The following is a 14,610-nucleotide window of genomic DNA, read 5'->3' on the forward strand; positions in this document are numbered from 1 at the left end:
GGCGAGGATCGACCTGATCAAGCAGCGTTATGAACGACGGTTGATGGAGATTTTCGAATGAGCGGCGTCATAATCGCATGGTCCGTCACCACCGCTCAATTGCTTCTGGTCGCCGCCATGGCATGTGCTCTGCTGCGCCTCGTTCGGGGGCCGCGCGCGCAGGACCGGATCCTGAGCTTCGATGCGCTCTATGTCGGCGCCATGCTTCTCCTGCTGACTTTCGGCATCCGTGCCGGCAGCACGGTCTATTTCGAGGCTGCCCTGGTGATCGCGCTGCTTGGCTTTGTCTCGACCGTGGCGCTGGCGAAATTCCTTATGCGCGGCGAGGTAATAGAATGACCCCTGTCGCCGACCTGCCGGTCTGGGCTGCTCTGCTCACGGGGTTCTTCTTGATCCTGGGGTCGACGCTGACCCTGCTCGGGTCGGTCGGGCTCCTGAGGTTCAGAAGCTTTTACGAACGAATTCACGCCCCGACGCTAGGGACCACCTGGGGCACGGGCGGTGTTCTGATCGCCTCGATCATCTTTCATTCCGTGCTTCAGTCGAAACCTCTCCTGCACGAGATACTGATCGCACTGTTCGTGACTGTCACGACACCCGTCTCGCTTATGCTGCTGGCGCGCGCGTCGCTTTACCGAGACCGCAGCGAAGGCAACGATGGCGTCCCGCCATTCGAGATGGCCGCAGAATCCCAAGACGAACAACCACGATCATCTGGCGCGTAGGCCACGATCAACTTCGGATCGGCGGCACCGCGAAAACATCCACGTCGACCGATCGCAGAATGCTTTCTGTCACGCTGCCCAGAAGTACCTTGATGAGACCCGAACGGCCATGCGTTCCGATCACCAGAAGGTCGGGCGCCACCTCCTTGATCGCCTCCATGATTGCTTCGACGGGGCCTGCTTCCTTGATACGCAGCGACCAGTTGTCGACGCCAAAGTCGTTCGCCTCCAGAAACGCGACCAGTTCCCTACCCGCCTGCAAACGTTCTGCCGCCACGTAGCGCGCTATCTCGTCCTTGCCTATTCCAGCATTGGACATTTTTCCCTTGGCGAACGCATCGAAACCATGGACCAGCGAAAGACTGGCGTCGCCTATGAGCCCGGTTTCCCTCGCCGTCCTGATTGCGCGTGCGGACGGCTCCGACATATCCACGGCGGCCATCACCTTTTTGTATGAATGTTCCACCTCAGCATTCACCATGAGGACCGGGCATGGTCCGGTACGGATCACGCGTTCGATGGTCGTTCCGACAAAAATATCGCGGAGCAACTGCTTGCGGTGCGCGCCCATGACAATGAGATCCGCCGAGCTCGCTGCGGCCGCTTTCAGGATGCCGTCGAACGGGTCGCCGGCGACAACCGTGGACCTGCAGCGGAGCCCCTGCAGTTCGGGGATCGAGGCCATTTGTTCTTCAAGATATCGCTGTGCTTCGCGTCTTTCGAGCTCGAGTATATCTGCGGGCTGGTCGTCGTCGACGACATGGACAAGCGTGAGTTCGGCGCTGACGTCCCGAGCCACAAGGCCAGCTCGCCGCAATGCACGTAGCGAACGGGTGGAAAAATCTGTCGCGGCAAGGATTTTCATGGCAGCTCCTTGTTCCTCGTCCCTGAAATCATAACCGCCGGTCGTTGGGCGTACTTTGGCTAGTAATCTGGTTGACGATGCTATCGCGTATTCGGAGTGGCATCCTAGGCGGCGGCTCTACTGTGCTGCAAGGGCCGCCGGAAATGCTTGATCGGCTTCTCTTGCCGCTGAGTCTGACGTCGAGCGCCTTGACTTCGCAGATTGCTTCCCCAACTATAGGGTATGAGCACCGTCGCCAAAATCCGTCGCGATTTTCTTTTCCGGGTTTGCCCCATAGCGGGATCGTAACCCCCGGCTCGGCTGCCATGCGCGCCCCGAGCCGAGGGGTGAACATGTAAAAATTGAACATGTAACATTGGCGCAGGGTCGCATCAGTCCCTGCGGCATCGGCGCATTCAGCAACAAATTTCCGTCGCACTGACAACCGCTGACGATCCCTTGCCGGGCTCGGACGCGAGGCAGAAACATGAGTACTCAAATGCAAGACATCACGAAAAGCCGGCGCAAGCCGAACATCCGCATTTCGAAGTCGGACCACGCGCGTCTGTCGGCGCTCGCGAACACCGTTGCCGCCCGAAATCCGGAGGCGGCAGATGAGCTGTTCGCCGAACTCGAGCGCGCCCGCATCGTCGCTGATGGCTGGGTCTCCGCCGGCACCGTCCGGATGGGTTCGACCGTGACTTTCAAGCCCGATACCGGCGATCGGAAAACGGTGACGCTGGTTTTCCCTGGCGATGCGGACATCTCCGAAGGCAAGGTCTCAATCCTCACGCCGATTGGCACGGCCCTGGTCGGCCTCTCGGCTGGGCAGTCGATCATGTGGACCGCCCGAGACGGGCGTCGGCATGAACTGCTGGTGCTTGATGTGAGCCAGCCCGCTCCGGCAGGCGATGTGGCCGATCGGCGCGCGCCAGCGTCTTCGACAATCGCTGCGGGCGTCTAGACATGGGCGTTGGCATCCGTCTCCTCAATCACGCGGGCAGCCTCATCGCGGGAGTGTGACCCCTGCGCCGGCCTATCCTGGCCCGGCACAGCGGTAGCTTTCAAACCCGATCAATTGCCTGACGCCGGACCCCTTGCACAGGGCCGGCTGGAGACGTGCCATGCCCACTATCGATAGCTGCCAACTGACCACCAAGGACTACACCATTCTTGAGGTGATGCAGGAGCGCCGACCTGCCCTCGGCGATGCCTTGTCGGCGATCCTTCAACGGAAGATTTCGAGCGCAGTTGTGATGTTTCGGGAAGACATCCCCGGCAAACGTCGTGACGCTCAGCAGCCGCGTGGCTTATCGGGTAAACGACGGCCCTGCCGAAACCCGCATCGTCGCCCATGACCACATGCGCGGTCTGGTTGGCATGCTGTTGCCTATCACCAATCCGCGCGGCCTGGCGCTGCTCGGTCTGGCCGAGGGTCAGTCCATTTCCATTCCGACCTCGGACGCCAGCCTTGAAACGCTGACCGTACATGAAGTGGTTTATCAGCCAGAAGCCGCAAGGCGCGAGAGGCTGAAGCTGGCGGGCGTTGCCGAGCCGGGTTCGTGGCGACCGGACGGACCGGTTCTGCGCGTCGTCCATCGTTCCGATGAACCGCACGACGAAGCTCAGAGCAAAGTCGCGGCGGCATTCGATGCCGGGTTCGACGACCCGGGTCCATCGGCCGCCTGAGAACTCGACTGTCCCGAAGGCTGTGAAGGCGGGTGGACAAGCGTCCCGTCGGGCCTTGCCCTGTATCAATTGAGGCCAACAAAGTAGGGTCTGATTATGGATGATTACAACAACCAGAAGGGCGCCAAGCCTGAAGATGTGCGAGCCGCGTTGAGAGGCTGGGCATTCTTCGCCGTTCTAATGACCGGAATCTTTGGCCTGGCCTACGCTTTGATCGAAATGTAGATGAACCGGCGAAGCCGACCAGCTTGCCGTTGCAGTCTTTGCGGTCAAACGCGAACCATGGCTTCGCGCCGGGAGCGACGCTCAATTCACAACTTGCTTCAGGCCGCGCAGCGCCTCCTGTACGTCGGCTCGCGCCTCGCTTGCTTCCGAATAGACGGCATAGGCCGGATAGGTGAATTCCGGCGCGCCTTCTACTACCTCCAGTTGCCCGGCCTCGATATGGGGAGCTGCTGCGCCCCTGCGGAAATAACCCATTCCGCCGGCGCGCAAGATGTAGCTCAGCCCCAGCGGTCCCAGGCCGACCATCAATCCCGGCTCGCCGAAGGCAGAGGAACTGGCACCATGCTGGGCCGCAAACAGCGGCCCCAGTCGACATAGACATAGTCCTTGGAGCCGCCGGGTTCCCCGTCTCGGTCCATGGTCCGGACCAGAACGAGTTGCTCCTCAACGAGAAGCTCCACCCTGAATCCCGGCAACAACCTCGGCGCATAGAGCACCGCAATGTCAAGAACACCGGTCCTGAGTTGCTCGATCAGTTGGTCCGGTACGCCGACCTGGGCTTGGATGGCGATTTCCGGCCTGGCGTTCTTCATCCAGACCAGCCAGTCGAGCAGCAGCGGGTTCCACAAGCTGAGCTCTCCGCCAAGGGCGACGACGCTTGTCCGTCCCGATGGGATGGCGAGTTGGTGGCGGGCGCGCTCCCAGATTTGCACGAATGACTGGGCGAACCGCTCGAACTCCCGGCCCGCCGGCGTCAGTTGCGCGCCGTTGCGGTTACGGATGAAGAGCTGACGTCCGAGCTCCTCCTCCAGCGTGCGAATGCGTGCGCTTACGGTGGTCTGCGTGACATGAAGGCGATCCGCAGCCTTCAGGAAGCTGCCCGAATGGACGATTTCCAAAAACGTGCGAGCGCGGTCGATGTCCATTGGGGCTTCTCGGTTCAGTGCAATAATCTTGCACCAATACAGCATTTAATTCCGTTTGCCTTCCTGTTTTACACAGCGCAACCTTGATGAGGCCGAGCGGTTTCCGCTGCGACGGTTAATGGAGCGCGCAATGCCAGATCAGGAGGATGGTCCCTTGGAAACGCAAGAGTACGCCTCTCCGCCGTGCTACATGCACGAACTTGTTCCGGGATATGGCGCGGATTCGATCGCGCAGGACACTTGGTCGGATGTCTGTCGGTGGCGCAAGGCGGAACGCAAGCGCCTGATCGACGAGCGTCTAGCCGTAGACCCCGAGGAACGCCTCGCGAAGTCTTTGCGCATCGCTTCCGCTCTCGATCTGGCTGTCGGCCGGGTGAGCGGCCGCATCGTTAGTGGCTATTGGCCTTTTCGAGGGGAAACGGACCTTCGCAACTGGGCGATCCGGGTGATCGAGCGCGGCGGGCGGATCGCGCTGCCGGTCGTCATCAAAAAAGGCTGGCCGCTCGAGTTTCGTATTTGGGGACCGGGAGACCCACTGGAACGCGGAATGTGGAATATTCTTGTCCCGTCACACGGGCCTTCGGTCCAGCCGGATGTGGTCATCGCGCCCGTAAGTCGGTTTCGACCAGGCGAATTATCGCCTGGGCTATGGCGGCGGCTTCTTCGACCGGACCCTGGCCGCCGCGCCGAAGCGGCCTCTCGTCGTGGGCGTCGGTTACGCCAGCAGCAAAACCCAGACCATCTATCCGCAGCCACATGACATTCCGATGGATGTGATCGTCACGGATGAATGAATGAGCGCAGGCGAGGCTAATCCTTTTGTGACGGCGGATCGCAGATGCCGTCCATTGTTGAGGCCGTCTTGCCAGCCAGCAGTGAAAGCAGGAAGCACGTCATGTCCAATCCCGCCACAACCTTGGATGATCACAAGCCCCGGTTTCTCGTCAGGTGGCTGTTTTCGACCAACCACAAGGATATCGGGACGCTTTACCTGCTGTTCTCGATCATGGCAGGCGTCTTCGGTACCGCGCTTTCCGTGTTGATCCGCATGGAGTTGCAGGAACCGGGCCTGCAGATATTTGGCGATCCGGGTGTCTACAACGTCGTCGTCAGTTCCCATGGGCTGGTCATGATCTTTTTCGTCCTCATGCCGGCGCTGATCGGTGGCTTCGGTAACTGGATGGTGCCGATCATGATCGGCGCGCCCGACATGGCCTTTCCGCGCTTGAACAATATCTCGTTCTGGCTTCTGGTGATGTCGTTTATCCTCTTCATCACCTCAATGTTCGTTCCGGGAGCACCCGGCACGCTCGGTCACGGCGGCGGCTGGACGCTCTATCCGCCCTATTCGACGGACGGCCAGCCGGGTCCCGCCGTCGACCTGGTCATCCTGTCGATCCACCTTTCGGGCGCCTCCTCTATTCTCGGCGCGATCAACTTCATCACCACCATCTTCAACATGCGCGCACCGGGCATGACGATGCACAAGATGCCTCTGTTCGCCTGGTCGATGCTGGTCACCGCGTTCATGCTTCTCATGTCGCTGCCGGTGCTCGCCGGTGCCGTCACCATGCTTTTGACTGATCGCAATTTCGGGACGACTTTCTTCGCACCGTCCAGCGGCGGTGATCCGATCCTATACCAGCATCTGTTCTGGTTCTTCGGTCATCCCGAAGTCTACATCATGATCCTGCCTGGTTTCGGCATCATCAGCCATGTCATCTCGACCTTCGCCAAGAAGGCGATCTTCGGCTACATCGGGATGGCCTATGCGATGGTGGCAATCGGTGCGATCGGCTTTGTTGTCTGGGCACACCATATGTATACCACGGGCCTGTCCCTGGACACCCAGCGCTACTTCGCCTTCGCCTCGATGGTCATCGCCGTTCCAACTGGGGTGAAAGTGTTTTCGTGGCTGGCTACCATGTGGGGAGGATCAATCGAGTTCAAGACCCCCATGCTCTGGGCTCTCGGCTTCGTCCTGCTCTTCACCATCGGTGGTGTCACTGGCATCATGGTTGCCAACCCCGGTATCGACCGCGTCTATCACGACACTTACTTTGTGATCGCCCACTTCCACTATGTGCTGTCATTGGGCGCGGTCTTCGCCATCTTCGCCGGCTTCTACTACTGGTTCCCGAAGATGACTGGTTACATGTACAACGAAACGCTCGGCAAGTTGCATTTCTGGCTGATGTTCGTCGGCGTCAACCTCGTCTTCTTCCCGCAGCATTTTCTCGGCATGGCTGGCATGCCTCGACGTTATGCCGACTACCCCGACGCTTTCGCCGGCTGGAATTTCGTGTCGTCGATCGGTTCCTACATTTCTACGGCCGGACTTATCGTCTTCTTCATCGCGGTCGCGGAGGCCTTCGCCCGCAAGCGTCAAGCTGGCGCCAATCCATGGGGCGAAGGTGCGACCACGCTCGAATGGCTGCTGCCGTCGCCGCCGCCATTCCATCAATGGGAACGGCTGCCGCGCATTGTCTAAAAGTCACCTCCGGTTCTGAACCGGCGCCCGCTTCGACATTTTGTCGGGAGAACTTCATGAACGAGACCACAGACCCAAACAACCAGATACTGCTCATGGCGATCATCGCGTTTTATTGGGCGTTTCTAGGCAGTTGGAGCAAACGTCAGTCACGTCCGGGCGATGACAAGGCAAAACCGGACGATGCGCCGACTGAGCGTCTAGCCGGAAGTAACGAAATCACGTCTTCCGGCGACACGCCCTTGGAGGTTATCCGAAAGAGCGATCCGAGTTTTGACCCTGCCACGTTTCTGGCCGGCGCCAAGGCGGCTTATGAAGTTGTCCTGTTGGCCTATGCAAGTGCGGACATCCAGACATTGAAGCGCCTTGTCGGACCGGAAGTGCTCGACATCTTCGAACGGGCGATTGCCGGGCGCCGGGATCGGGCGGAGATGCTGCAACTCACCTTTATAGGCACGAACGACGCAAAGGTCGTCGACGCTCTTGAGGAGAATGGTACCGCTGAGATTGCCGTTCGCTTCGTTTCCGACGTGGTCAGCGTTACACGCTCGGCCAACAACGACATCGTTTCAGGAGATCCCCAGCAGATCATTGAAGTGATCGATACGTGGACGTTTGCCAGTGACATCCAGTCAAGGAAGCGAAATTGGATGCTGATCGCCACAGACGGCGGCTAGCTGCTTGCGTCATTCCGGTGACCGCTGAAGGGCGACGCTTGGACGCTTGTGTGTGGCTTTCATCGCGTGCGCCGTGATTAACCTAAGAGACCGGCGGTGATGACGTTTGAAACGCATCTGCGCTGCAGGTGCGGTGGAGACATGTTGATGGCTTCCCGGCTAGGTCGGGTCTTCGGTTTGGCGTCGGCGCCTTCGTTGTGAAACGACACTTATGATTTCAACGCAATTTTCTTGCATCTGTCTTAGTTTCGGCGGCAACGCCATGAGACTCTTTGCTGGCCTCGCTGGAACATTGCGACGAGCCCGGTATCGTGGCGAGATAGCCATCGTATTGCCCGTCGCTTGTCTTTTTTGATGGCGGCCGAAATTGGGCTGGAAACGCACTGCAGAGTTACACGCTGCTTCCACGTTTCCAAATTCGGGATCGCTCACACAGGTGACAATCGGCGCCAGCCAGTCTCCTGCCTGAGTAGCGCCGGACTGGGGTTCTTCACATCTCAGTCAAGACCCAGGCCACACCAAAGATGCATCAGAAAGGCAAAAAAGCCATCCCTTAGTGCATGGCGGACATCTCGAAAGCCCGGTCCATCGACCGCACTTTCGTACAAAATTGATCGGCAACCCGTCAACTGGTTGTCACCCTCGTCCAATCCGGGATCGGTACCGCGATGTGAACGATATCAAGCATCCTCATGTGCAAGACGGTGGGAAACCTAAAAAAGCATCGCCATTCAAGACAGAGTGCAATCCAGCCATGGCAGGGGCCACCACGGCTTCATCTGCGTTGGCAGACTGAACGGCGTAAGCGGGATATGAGAACTGCGGCGTTTCGGGCACGAGGTGAAGCCGTCCGGCCTCGATATGAGGCTGTACCGCGCTCATCCTGAAATAGCCGGATCCACCAACCGAAAGAATATAGCTGAGCGCAAGCGGGCCGAGATCCATAAAAAGGTCCGGCGCGACGTCAGGGAAATTCATGCCATGATGAAACGTAAAATCTGGCCCCCAGTCTATGTGCGCGTAGTCTATGCTGCCCGCCAGGCGTGCTTCCAGATCGGTTGTCACGAGCACGAGTTTTTCTTCCATGAGCAGATCGATCTTCAGGCCGGGCCGATGCTGGGGCGCATACATGATTGCCACGTCGACGAGCCCGGATGCGACTTGATCGATTAGGTCCTGCGGCACATCGACGTGCACATGAAGCGCGATATCCGGAAGGGATTGACGCATCCATCGAACCCAGTCGAGCAGAAGGGGCTCGGCGATGCTGATTTCGCTACCAACAGTCAGAACAGCACGACTGCCGGGTGGAACAGCAACCTGATGAAGGGTGCGCTGCCACAACTGAACGAACATCGGAGCGTGGCGCAGGAACTGCTCGCCGGCGGGAGTGAGCGAAGCGCCGCCTTTGTGGCGGACGAAAAGTTGGCGACCTAGTTGTTGCTCAAGGCTTCGAATTCGCGCGCTCACGGTTGTCTGGGCGACATTCAACCGTTCGGAGGCCCGGATGAAGCTTCCGCTGGAAACAATCTCAAGAAAAGAACGAGCAAGCTCGACGTCCATGAAAAAACATAACATAAAAACTGCATTTAAATGACAGTGAAATTGCGCTCTGAAGTGCCCCCATTTTATCGCGGCCATTCGATCAAGCCGTATCGAGTCCAATAGCAACAACGATTCGGATCTATCATAAAATCTGTATTCATTTGCCGATTAAATTCGTTTGCTACGCGGCATACGCCAGCAATACGCTCCGAGAAATCCACCAAGCTTAGCGCTGGATGCTGCGCAGCGCCGGTTGGAGCGGAGCGCAAGGCTCTCTCCACCTACCCATCGTTTTGCCTGCAGCGTCACAGGAGGAATCATGTCGAGGGAAGAAAAGAGCAAAGGCGATGTGGGGCGGCGTGATTTTCTGAAGCTGTTCGGCGCGGCTGGAGCTGCCGGAGCGGCGGCGAGCACCCTGCCGCTTGGGGCATCCGCTTCGGCGGACGAAGTCATGGCTGCGACCGCTGACACAAGACATCATCACGTTGCCGTCGCCACCGAACCTCAGGCTGGAGGCATTGGCTACGAATTCTTCAACATCGATGAGTCCGCTTTCATCGAGGCGGCTGTCGATACGCTCATTCCAAGCGACTCAACAGGCCCTGGCGCCAAGGAACTCGGCGTCGCGATCTATATCGACCGGCAGATGGCCGGCGGATACGGCAAGGGCGACCGCCTGTATCTGGAAGGGCCATTTGGCGAGGGTACGCCCGAGCAGGGCTATCAATTGCCGATGACGCCATCGGAACTGATCCGTGCTGGGATCGCCGACGTCAGCGCTTACGTACAGAAAAACCACAAGAGCACCTTCGACGGCCTTTCGGCAAAGGATCGTGCCGCGGTGATGACCGAACTCGACGGCAAGAAGGTCGAGCTTCCGACGGTGCCGACCGCGACCTTCTTCGGGCTTCTGCTCCAACTCACGGTCGAGGGCTATCTGGCCGACCCGATGTATGGCGGAAACAAGGACAGGGCGGCCTGGAAGATGATCGGTTTCCCAGGCGCCGACGCCATGTATATGGACAAGATCGAACCATTTCGGAACAAGCTCTATACGGCTGAACCGAAGGGCATCCAGGATCTCGTTTAATCGGCGAAAGAACAAGGAGACTATAACATGGCCACCAAATTGAACGCGATTGATGTCCTGATTGTCGGCCTGGGCTGGACGGGCGGCATCATTGCCAAGGAACTTGCTTCGACCAAGCTGAAAATCGTCGCCCTTGAGCGGGGAGGCCCGCGTGACACCAATCCGGACTTCATCGACCCACAGATCCATGACGAACTGCGCTACGCCGCCCGCCACGATCTCATGCAGAACGTCCGGCGGGAAACCATCACGTTCCGCAACAGTGAATCGCAAACGGCGCTGCCGATGCGGCAACTCGGCTCGTTCCTGCCTGGCCAGGGCGTTGGCGGCGCCGGCGTGCACTGGAACGGTGTCACCTGGCGCTGGCTCGAATGGGACCATCAGGCGCGCACCCGGACGGTCGACAAATACGGCGACAAGATCATCCCTTCGGATATGCACCTGCAGGACTGGCCGATCACCTATGACGATCTCGAGCCCTATTACGACAGGTTCGAAAAGACCTGCGGCACCTCCGGCAAGGCCGGCAACATCAACGGCCGAAAGATCGATGGTGGCAACATCTTCGAAGGATCGCGAAAGGAGGAATACCCCAACCCGCCGATGATCGCCGCGCAGAGCATGGTGATGTTCGAGAAGGCGGCCCGTAATCTCGGGTATCACCCGTTCCCCAATCCGTCGTCAAACGCGTCGCGCGATTACGTCAATCCCGATGGCGTGGCCTTCGGCCAATGTCACTATTGCGGCTTCTGCGAGCGTTTCGGCTGCGAGGCCAATGCTAAGGCTAGCCCGCATTTCACCGTCATTCCGCTGGCGCTGAAGAACCCGAATTTCGAGCTGCGCACCAACTCGATCGTGCTGAAGGTCAATCTCGACTCGACCCGCAAGAAAGCGGTCAGCGTCACCTATCTCGACGCACGCGGGCGGGAGTTCGAACAGCCTGCCGACCTCATCATCCTGTCAGCCTATGCGCTCGGCAATGTCAACCTGCTGCTGCAATCGGGCATCGGCGTGCCTTATGACCCGGCCACGGGCAAGGGCGTGGTCGGCCGCAACTATGCTTATCAGTGCGGTGGCGGGGCTACCGCCTTCTTCGACAAGGAAACCATCCTCAATCGCTTCATGGGCGCCGGCGCGCTCGGCACCTGCATGGATGATTTCAACGGCGACAACTACGATTTCGTGAAGGCCGGCTATATCGGCGGCGGCGGCATCAGCTGCAGCAACTCGGGCGCCCGGCCGATCCAGTCGCATCCAACACCCCACGGCACGCCGCGTTGGGGCTCCGACTGGAAAAAGGCAGTGGTCGACAATTATGACCACGCGGCCAGTGTCGGAAACCAGGGCGCGGTGATGGCCTACCGGCAGAACTATCTCAGCCTCGACCCGACCTTCACCGATGTGTTCGGGCGTCCATTGATGAGGATGACGTTCGACTTCCAGGACAACGAGGTCAAGCAGATGAACGGCCAGGCCGACATCTGCGTGAAGATCGCCAAGGAGATGGGTGCGACTAAGGTTGATCGGAGCATCCCTCCCGTGCCCTATTCGATCGTGCCTTATCAAAGCACGCACAACACGGGCGGGGCAGTGTTTGGAGCCGACCCGAGCACCAGCGTCCTGAACAAATACCTTCAGGTCTGGGATGTCCCGAACGTGTTCGTGACCGGCGCTTGCGTGTTTCCCCAGAACGCCGGGAAGAACCCGACCGGACCCGTAGGCGCTCTTGCCTACTGGGCGGTGGACGCGATCAAGAACCAGTATTTGAAGAATCCCGGCGCACTGGTTCCCTCCTGAGGCAACGCCTGCCGGATCCGCGGTTCGGATCCGGCAGGCAGGGTTTGAACCCCATATCGCCAGGGCCGGGTCGGCCGGGACCAGCCCGCAACAAACGCGTTGAAAGAAGCAAACATGAAATCGACTTTGCTTGGATTGACAACCGCAATTCTCACTACAGTCGGGTCGGCCCATGCGCTGGAGGCATCCCCCGGCAACGCCGAAGCCGGCGCAGCCGTCTTCAAGAGGTGCATGGCCTGCCACTCGGTCGGCCCAGACGCAAAGAACGGAGTAGGTCCGGTTTTGAATGGCATCGTCGGCCGAGCGGCCGGCGTGTATCCGGGCTACAATTATTCCGCGGCGAACAAGAATTCCGGTCTGACCTGGGATGAACCGACCCTGACGATCTATCTGCACGCGCCGCGCAAACTGGTCCCCGGCACAAAGATGACATTTGCCGGTCTCAGCAAGGACCAGGACATCGCCGACGTGATCGCCTACCTGAAACAGTTCAACGCCCAAGGACAGAAGTCGATCCTTGAGTGAGGGGCAACCGTCCGGATCGCAAAGCACGACCTTTATGAAGTTCCTGCTGCACAAGGGCCTGGGATATTCCTCGATCCATCGGATCGGTGACTACCTGCGCAGCCATGGAGCGGGTCGTCACTGGATCGAGCGATATCACGGCGACGTCTTTCTGGTCGTATTGGACGAAGTCGACGAGGCGATCCTTGGAAAGGAATTCTCCGAACTTCTTGATGCGGTCAACGAGACGGAGGGAGACGGGACACGAGGTCGATGAGTGAAAAAATCTTCAATGACAGAGTAAAATTGAAACGGGCATATGAGAGTCCCGCTGCCGACGACGGCAAGCGAGTGTTGGTTGACCGGCTTTGGCCGCGCGGGGTCAGGAAGACCGAAGCCGCCATCGACTGTTGGATGAAGCAACTCGCGCCAAGCACCGAGCTTCGGCAATGGTTCGGACACGATCCAGCCCGTTGGGAGGAATTCCGCCGGCGATATGCGGCGGAAATCCATGAGCATCGCGATGAACTGGAACAGCTGCGCGACCTGATACGGCAGGGCACCGTTACACTCGTCTACTCGGCTCATGACGAGGCCCACAACGACGCCGTTGTCCTTAGAGAGATTTTGCTGAGACACCGATAGTGACGGGGCGCTCCTCCATTGCCATTGGGCGTGCGATCGCGGCCACGACAACAAACTCTCCGGGAACCAAAGCAGAAAACACCCATCCAATGATCGATGGGCGTTCACCTTAGAGGAGAAGACGATGAAATTCTTCGTCGATACCGCCGATATATCCGAAATTCGTGAGCTTGCCGCCGCTGGCGTTCTCGACGGGGTGACCACAAACCCGTCGCTTGTAGCAAAGACCGGACGACCCATCAGGGATGTGATCAAGGAGATTTGCCAGACGATCGAGGGTCCGGTTTCAGCGGAAGTCACCGCGACCAATTTCGACGGCATGGTCGCCGAAGGAGAGCGTTTGGCCGGCATTGCCGCCAATGTAGCCGTCAAGGTGCCATCGACCTGGGATGGGTTCAGGGCTTGCCGGGCGCTTAGTCAACTCGGCCACAAGGTCAATGTCACCCTGTGCTTTTCAGCCAACCAGGCATTGCTCGCCGCCAAGGCAGGCGCGACCTTCATTTCGCCGTTTGTCGGCAGGCTTGATGACCTTGGGCTCGACGGCATGGAGGTGATCCGGGAAATCCGCAAGATCTACGACAACGACAAATCCTTCACGACGGAGATCCTGGCGTCTTCAATTCGCACCCCTCTCCATGTCAAACAGGCGGCGATCGCCGGCGCCGATATCGCGACCGTACCACCTGCGGTGCTCAGAAACCTCGCCAAACACCCACTCACCGACAAGGGCCTGGCGTCCTTTCTCGCCGACTGGGGTAAGACGGGGCAAGTAATCCTGTAATTCCCTGCCCGGGATCACGCGAGAGCAATCATAAATAATGCACACAACTGTCGATTAAATTCGTTTGCATGATAGCAGAGATGGCGAGAAACTACGGACAACAGACGTCCAATCGGCATCGAGTCCATGGCTGCACGTTTAGCACAAGCGGTGCCGAGAGCCTGAAGACGCACAATCAGGTGAAGGTATTCAGAGGCTGGCGGGCCTGAGTTCCCGCTTCTCGTCGGTATAGGCGATTTCAACACCTGATCGCCAAAGGAGAAGAAAATGCCTGAAGGCCATAACAAACCGAACGGGCCGGATCTGGTCCAGGGGATCGCGTTGTCCGATCTTCCCGATGGCGCAAAGCTTGTCGGCCATTGCGGCGATGAGCAGGTGCTGCTTGTGCGCCGCGGGGCGGAGGTCTTCGCCGTCGGGGCGACCTGCACGCATTACGGCGGGCCGCTCGTCGAGGGTCTTGTGGTGGAGGATACCGTCCGGTGTCCTTGGCATCATGCGTGCTTCGATTTGCGCACAGGCGAGGCTTTGCGCGCCCCCGCCTTCAATCCACTCGCCTGCTGGTCGGTGGAACAACGCGATGATCGGATATTCGTCGGCGAGAAAATCAAACGGATGGTTCCGAAACCGCGTTCTGGAGGCTCCAGCCAAGTCCCCGAGAAGATCGTCATTGT

General features: G+C 59.0%; 18 protein-coding genes and 1 pseudogene. 15 read left to right on the top strand and 4 right to left on the bottom strand.

The features are described from left to right. The first annotated feature begins 57 nt into the window (after nucleotides 1-57). Complete coding sequence (locus EN925_RS04645; RefSeq protein WP_064994275.1) at nucleotides 58-339, top strand: K+/H+ antiporter subunit F; 282 nt, start codon at nucleotides 58-60, stop codon at nucleotides 337-339. Beyond that, a complete protein-coding gene (mnhG, locus tag EN925_RS04650; RefSeq protein ID WP_127367936.1) occupies nucleotides 336-725 on the top strand; it encodes a monovalent cation/H(+) antiporter subunit G in 390 nt (129 codons plus the stop codon). Before EN925_RS04645 ends, mnhG begins: the two co-directional genes overlap by 4 nt. A 7-nt stretch (nucleotides 726-732) precedes the next feature. Here mnhG and EN925_RS04655 read toward each other — a convergent pair whose 3' ends face one another. After that, the gene (locus EN925_RS04655; protein ID WP_127367935.1) at nucleotides 733-1,590 is read right to left on the bottom strand and encodes a universal stress protein; all 858 of its coding nucleotides are present in this window, start codon (nucleotides 1,588-1,590) and stop codon (nucleotides 733-735) included. Nucleotides 1,591-2,068: 478 nt separating this feature from the next. On the opposite strand from EN925_RS04655, the gene rnk reads away from it, so the two are divergent. The 3 genes from rnk (at nucleotide 2,069) to EN925_RS41445 (ending at nucleotide 3,483) form a co-directional block, all read left to right on the top strand. Beyond that, nucleotides 2,069-2,533, top strand: a complete 465-nt coding sequence (gene rnk, locus EN925_RS04660; RefSeq protein ID WP_064994272.1) for a nucleoside diphosphate kinase regulator — start codon at nucleotides 2,069-2,071, stop codon at nucleotides 2,531-2,533. Nucleotides 2,534-2,856: 323 nt separating this feature from the next. Further along, complete coding sequence (locus EN925_RS04665; protein ID WP_127367934.1) at nucleotides 2,857-3,258, top strand: nucleoside-diphosphate kinase; 402 nt, start codon at nucleotides 2,857-2,859, stop codon at nucleotides 3,256-3,258. A gap of 96 nt (nucleotides 3,259-3,354) precedes the next feature. Next, nucleotides 3,355-3,483, top strand: a complete 129-nt coding sequence (locus EN925_RS41445) for a hypothetical protein (protein WP_263499052.1) — start codon at nucleotides 3,355-3,357, stop codon at nucleotides 3,481-3,483. Between the two features lie 81 nt (nucleotides 3,484-3,564). Here EN925_RS41445 and EN925_RS40555 read toward each other — a convergent pair whose 3' ends face one another. Together EN925_RS40555 and EN925_RS04670 are read right to left on the bottom strand one after the other, a co-directional pair. Beyond that, nucleotides 3,565-3,792: a hypothetical protein gene (locus EN925_RS40555; RefSeq protein ID WP_245460869.1), complete on the bottom strand. Its 228-nt coding sequence runs from the start codon at nucleotides 3,790-3,792 to the stop codon at nucleotides 3,565-3,567. Then, a complete protein-coding gene (locus tag EN925_RS04670) occupies nucleotides 3,789-4,409 on the bottom strand; it encodes a LysR family transcriptional regulator (RefSeq protein WP_245460868.1) in 621 nt (206 codons plus the stop codon). Before EN925_RS04670 ends, EN925_RS40555 begins: the two co-directional genes overlap by 4 nt. A gap of 190 nt (nucleotides 4,410-4,599) precedes the next feature. On the opposite strand from EN925_RS04670, the pseudogene EN925_RS04675 reads away from it, so the two are divergent. The 3 genes and pseudogenes from EN925_RS04675 to EN925_RS04685 all read left to right on the top strand — a co-directional run bounded on the left by EN925_RS04675 (nucleotide 4,600) and on the right by EN925_RS04685 (nucleotide 7,577). Beyond that, nucleotides 4,600-5,203, top strand: a pseudogene (locus tag EN925_RS04675) (5-formyltetrahydrofolate cyclo-ligase). A gap of 101 nt (nucleotides 5,204-5,304) precedes the next feature. Further along, nucleotides 5,305-6,900, top strand: a complete 1,596-nt coding sequence (gene ctaD / locus EN925_RS04680; protein WP_127388283.1) for a cytochrome c oxidase subunit I — start codon at nucleotides 5,305-5,307, stop codon at nucleotides 6,898-6,900. A gap of 56 nt (nucleotides 6,901-6,956) precedes the next feature. Further along, complete coding sequence (locus tag EN925_RS04685) at nucleotides 6,957-7,577, top strand: Tim44/TimA family putative adaptor protein (protein WP_164754921.1); 621 nt, start codon at nucleotides 6,957-6,959, stop codon at nucleotides 7,575-7,577. A 690-nt stretch (nucleotides 7,578-8,267) separates the two neighbouring features. Here the strand turns inward: EN925_RS04685 and EN925_RS04690 are convergent. Continuing rightward, nucleotides 8,268-9,218, bottom strand: coding sequence for a LysR family transcriptional regulator (locus EN925_RS04690; RefSeq protein WP_224674321.1), 951 nt, complete (start codon nucleotides 9,216-9,218; stop codon nucleotides 8,268-8,270). A gap of 223 nt (nucleotides 9,219-9,441) precedes the next feature. On the opposite strand from EN925_RS04690, the gene EN925_RS04695 reads away from it, so the two are divergent. The 7 genes from EN925_RS04695 to EN925_RS04725 all read left to right on the top strand — a co-directional run. Next, nucleotides 9,442-10,212, top strand: coding sequence for a gluconate 2-dehydrogenase subunit 3 family protein (locus tag EN925_RS04695; protein WP_127366336.1), 771 nt, complete (start codon nucleotides 9,442-9,444; stop codon nucleotides 10,210-10,212). Between the two features lie 27 nt (nucleotides 10,213-10,239). Next, entirely contained in the window at nucleotides 10,240-12,009 is a 1,770-nt protein-coding gene (locus EN925_RS04700; protein ID WP_127369253.1) for a GMC family oxidoreductase, read from the top strand. Nucleotides 12,010-12,108: 99 nt separating this feature from the next. After that, nucleotides 12,109-12,534: a cytochrome c family protein gene (locus tag EN925_RS04705; protein ID WP_224674324.1), complete on the top strand. Its 426-nt coding sequence runs from the start codon at nucleotides 12,109-12,111 to the stop codon at nucleotides 12,532-12,534. A gap of 34 nt (nucleotides 12,535-12,568) precedes the next feature. After that, nucleotides 12,569-12,790 (top strand): hypothetical protein, encoded by a 222-nt coding sequence (locus EN925_RS04710; RefSeq protein ID WP_127369254.1) that lies wholly within the window; start codon nucleotides 12,569-12,571, stop codon nucleotides 12,788-12,790. Then, nucleotides 12,787-13,158, top strand: coding sequence for a DUF488 domain-containing protein (locus EN925_RS04715; protein WP_127369255.1), 372 nt, complete (start codon nucleotides 12,787-12,789; stop codon nucleotides 13,156-13,158). The genes EN925_RS04710 and EN925_RS04715 overlap by 4 nt, the downstream gene beginning before the upstream one ends. A 124-nt stretch (nucleotides 13,159-13,282) precedes the next feature. Further along, complete coding sequence (gene fsa, locus EN925_RS04720) at nucleotides 13,283-13,939, top strand: fructose-6-phosphate aldolase (protein ID WP_064994263.1); 657 nt, start codon at nucleotides 13,283-13,285, stop codon at nucleotides 13,937-13,939. Nucleotides 13,940-14,206: 267 nt separating this feature from the next. Further along, a partial coding sequence (locus EN925_RS04725; RefSeq protein ID WP_164894135.1) for a Rieske 2Fe-2S domain-containing protein occupies nucleotides 14,207-14,610 on the top strand: 404 nt, incomplete at its 3' end.

It is taken from the genome of Mesorhizobium sp. M7A.F.Ca.US.006.04.2.1 (genome assembly GCF_004022915.1).
Lineage (GTDB): Bacteria > Pseudomonadota > Alphaproteobacteria > Rhizobiales > Rhizobiaceae > Mesorhizobium > Mesorhizobium ciceri.